This is a genomic window from Clostridiales bacterium, assembly GCA_012512255.1.
Classification (GTDB): domain Bacteria; phylum Bacillota; class Clostridia; order Christensenellales; family DUVY01; genus DUVY01.
Window position 1 is genome coordinate 1 of the sequence record JAAZDJ010000024.1, and the last position, 3960, is coordinate 3960.

At 39.1% G+C, this 3960-nt stretch carries 3 protein-coding genes and 1 tRNA gene; all 4 read right to left on the reverse strand.

Annotation, left to right across the window (positions count from 1 at the left end; all coding sequences use genetic code 11):
- Window positions 1-83: 83 nt before the first annotated feature.
- Window positions 84-2177: a hypothetical protein gene (locus GX756_01165; GenBank protein ID NLC16479.1), complete on the reverse strand. Its 2094-nt coding sequence runs from the start codon at window positions 2175-2177 to the stop codon at window positions 84-86.
- A gap of 192 nt (window positions 2178-2369) precedes the next feature.
- Window positions 2370-3104 carry a prolipoprotein diacylglyceryl transferase gene (locus GX756_01170; protein ID NLC16480.1) on the reverse strand — a complete coding sequence of 245 codons (735 nt, stop codon included), beginning with the start codon at window positions 3102-3104 and terminating at the stop codon, window positions 2370-2372.
- A 25-nt stretch (window positions 3105-3129) separates the two neighbouring features.
- Window positions 3130-3639, reverse strand: a complete 510-nt coding sequence (locus GX756_01175) for a phosphohydrolase (GenBank protein ID NLC16481.1) — start codon at window positions 3637-3639, stop codon at window positions 3130-3132.
- A gap of 223 nt (window positions 3640-3862) precedes the next feature.
- Window positions 3863-3938: transfer RNA gene (locus GX756_01180), tRNA-Pro, on the reverse strand.
- Window positions 3939-3960 lie beyond the last annotated feature (22 nt).

Here is a 3960-nt window from a genome sequence, read left to right on the forward strand (position 1 = left end):
TAAAAAGCCTTCTTAAAAAAAGAAGGCTTTTTTGATTTTATTGGTTTAAAAAAAGACGTCTTACGACGCCTTTTTTAAAATTTTTAACCGCCTGGGTAATAAGTATTAATGTAATTAATAATCTCGTCTATGGTGTAATCTTCAATCATACTGTGCGGTTGGTTTTGAATCAATCCTTTTTCATGTAAATCTTTCATAGTCGTTTCTTTAATTATTCTTTCCATCTCGGGGGGCACATTATCAAGCGGCGTATCGGGATTAATAAGGCTTAATATGCCCTTATCGTCATCGGGGTCATCAGGGGGCGGATACAAGTCGCCGAAAGTAAATGTGTTAATGGCGTTTTCAATCTGGGTAATTTTCCAATACTCGCCGCTGCCTTGGGTTGTTTCGCTTCTTAATTTTTGGATAATCTTGCCGGTAACGGACTCAGGATTGGCAGGCTCTTCCAAAACATCAGCAAATGTCAAGTTCTCAAACACTTCGGTAAGTTTTTGGGATAGCTGGTTTATCTTAGCGTCTGTTTCCCAAATCTTGAACAAGATATTATTTGCCATGCCTGAGCCTTGAGGCTCTTGTATAATATCTTGGATAGAAAGATTCGCTGGCAAGGCTTTGAGCAAGCCGTTAATTTCGCTTAAGGTATATGCGACTTGTTGGCCTTCGCCGTCGTCATGAGTTAATGTTCTGATTTTGTTAATAATATTGGTTGTCACAAAATCATCCCCGGTTTCGGGCTCGTCAATTATTTCATAGACATAGGTGGAACTTAAGGTTTGGGGAATCTTTTGGGACAGCTCGGTTACTTTGAAGTTGCCGTCATATATTTTTTGCATTATGGTTTTGGAAATTTTGTCCATTCCTTCGTCGTCCGAAGGGTCGGTTAAAACATCTTGCATGGTAAGGGCTGAAGGCAATTCGTTCATAAGGTCGTTAATCTCGCTTAGCCTATACCAATCGGATTCGCCCTCGGGTTCTTGCGAGGGGTCTTGAACCGTGCCGTCTTTTTTTAAGAAGCGTATTTTGTTGATTATGTTTTGGGTAATAGGGTCTGATTCGGGCTTGGGCGGGTCTATGATGCTATGGATATAGAGATTGTTTATCTCGTCGCCCAGCTGTTTTAAGGGCGTACTGTCTTCTACCTCTAAAATTTCGGGCAAAGAAACGCCAAAAACATCCCTTAAATCGCCCGCAGTCAAAGAATCGGGATAAGAGCCAATGCCGTTGGTTTCGCCTTTTATTGTATAAGCCCGCAAATCCCAAAGCAAAGCCTCGGCGCCTTCGGGCAATTCGCCTTGATAGTCTTCGGGATAATTGACAAAATCGTTATAAGGTTCGCCCAAAATCTCGCCTATCTTAACTTCTTTTAGGAGATTGTCCGACATATTATCAATCGTATAGCTTCTTACGGCCCAAAGCAAAGAATCCGCGCCTTCAGGCAAAGCGCCTTCATAGTCTTCGGGGTAATTGTCAAAATCGCTGTAAGGGTTGCCTAGTATATTGCCAATTTTAATTTCTTTGATTACATTGTCCGACAAGCCGTTGATAGTGTATCCTCTAATCGCCCACATGAGTGAATCAGCGCCCTCGGGGACAACGGGACTTGAGTTTTCAAAGTCGTCGTAAGGCGGGCCCAAAAGACTGCCTATCTTTACTTCTTCTTGGAGTTTGCTTGACATATTGGCAAAGGTATAATTCCTAAGCGTCCAAAAAAGCGGCGAGGTTCCCTCGGGCGCCGACCCTTGGTATGTTTCAGGGTATGTTTCATAGTCGTTATACGGCGCGCCTAAGATATAGGCGACTTTGAGGTTTTGTACCGCCGCGCCTAAAGAACCAGCGATTTGGTTAATTTTGACATCGCCTAATGCTTCGGTCAAAAATGATATTTGAGGGGGATATTTTATTCCATACTCTTGGGAAAGCTCTAAAAAGGTTTTGTTAGGTATCGCGGCAACGCTTGCTATTATTTGCTCTATGGACATGTCTTTTAAGACTGAATTTTGCTCTAAGAATGCGTCTAAAAAAGCCAAATCTTGTTTGGTTAGCTGTTCTATTTTGTTTACGGACAGGTTTTTATATCCCCAAAACCCTAAACCGATTATGCCGCCGATAGTCGCGGCTATTCCTATTACAATCCCAAAAATGAACGCCGCAATTTTGGCCAACCAATTTTTCATGATACGCTCCTTTCATTAATCTTTTTTTAAAGATTAATGCCGTTTTTCTTATGTTTTTTTGTCTTCAATATAATTATATAATAAAAATGTGTTTTAGAAAAGATGCAAATTTTTATACTAACCAAATAAATCAATGAACTTTTATAAAAAGATCCATAAAAAAGCGCCCTTTTGGGGCGAGCGCTTATCCAATTATTCGGTTTTATATTCTTTTTTTCTGTTTAATACAAATATCAAAACAACGCCGCCTATTGCCATAAGAATTGACCAAAATTGGGAGGGCGAAAGGACGTTAAAGAAAAACGCGCCCCTGTCATCGCCTCTAAAAAATTCTATTACAAACCGCCCTACGCCGTAGCTTATGGGGTAAATATAAATAGTCTGATTTTTGAACTTAAGACAGGCCAAAAATATCGCTAGTAATAGCGCCGCTTCGTATAGTTGAGTCGGGTGCCTATGGCCAATATCAGGAAAATTTACGCCCAAGAACGAGTCCGTCAATTTGCCGTAACAGCATCCCGCCAAAAAACAGCCTATTCTTCCAAAAAAGTGCGCAACCACTATGCTAATCAGCAAAAAATTGGCGCAAACCCGCAAATATTTTTTTTCTTCCTCGTCCGCCATAAACGCAAACAATAAAAAGAAAGCGCCAATTCCGCCGATAAGCCCGCCTATAAATGTCATTCCGCCAAACTCAAATTTGCCCGTTTTAAGGAAGTCGTAAATTGACTGGAACAAAACCGCGCTCAAAAAACCTGCGATTGCCGCCAATAAAGCTATTTGCATATATTTTCTATATACGAAATCGGGCAGTTTGTTGGCTTTGGCCAAATATGCAAACATCGCCATTGCCGCGATAAGCCCGATTATTATCATGACCGTATACATGTCAATTGAAATAAAACCCAAATCCAATTCCGGAAACATTTTTTTCCCCTAAAAAATATGCGGTCTATTTAATGGCTTTTTTAAACGCAAGCTTTTGGTTGACCATTAAAAATTTTGTTTTAAATAGCTTGAATGTTTCTAGGACAGTAACAGTCTTATCTGCCAAACTTACTATCATTGATTCTATATATTTAGGCGGTATTACGGTAAGAGGCCACATATGCCTTAGAATAATATCTTTTTCTTTTTGGGTAATATCAAAATATTTTTGGGCGTTTTGAAGGGCTATTTTGGGATGTTTAAACCCGTGCCATCTAAACCCCTTGTTTTTGTCATGCCAATCATACAAAAAGAAATCGTGCAGCATCGCGCCCCTTATCAATGAGAAATAATCTATCTTAAAAGGAAGACCAAGCGCCGCGATATAGCTATAATACGCCACGGCGATGCTATGCTGCAAACAAGTCACTTTGCCGTGTTGAATAAAGTTATCCATTTTGAGCACTTGGGGATGCGTCAAAATTTGGTTAATATTGCCCAAAAAATATGTCATTTGTCGTTTGTCTAAATTCATGTAAAAATTTCCTAAAAAAGATTATAGATTAATGTTAATGTATGGCTTGGGTTTTGTCAATATTATATACAAAACAAAATATGTTAAACCTAAAATATTTTTAAAAAAGCCTTAAAAAAAATTTTGAAAAATAAAATAAAAAAATATTATATTATAAAATAACGCAAAGCGTTTTTAAAAAGGTAAAAATAAAAAAATACTATGCGACTAGCATAGTATTTTTTGGTCGGAGTGACTGGATTTGAACCAGCGACCTCTTGGTCCCGAACCAAGCGTGCTACCATCTGCACCACACCCCGATAATTACGGGCAAATATTATA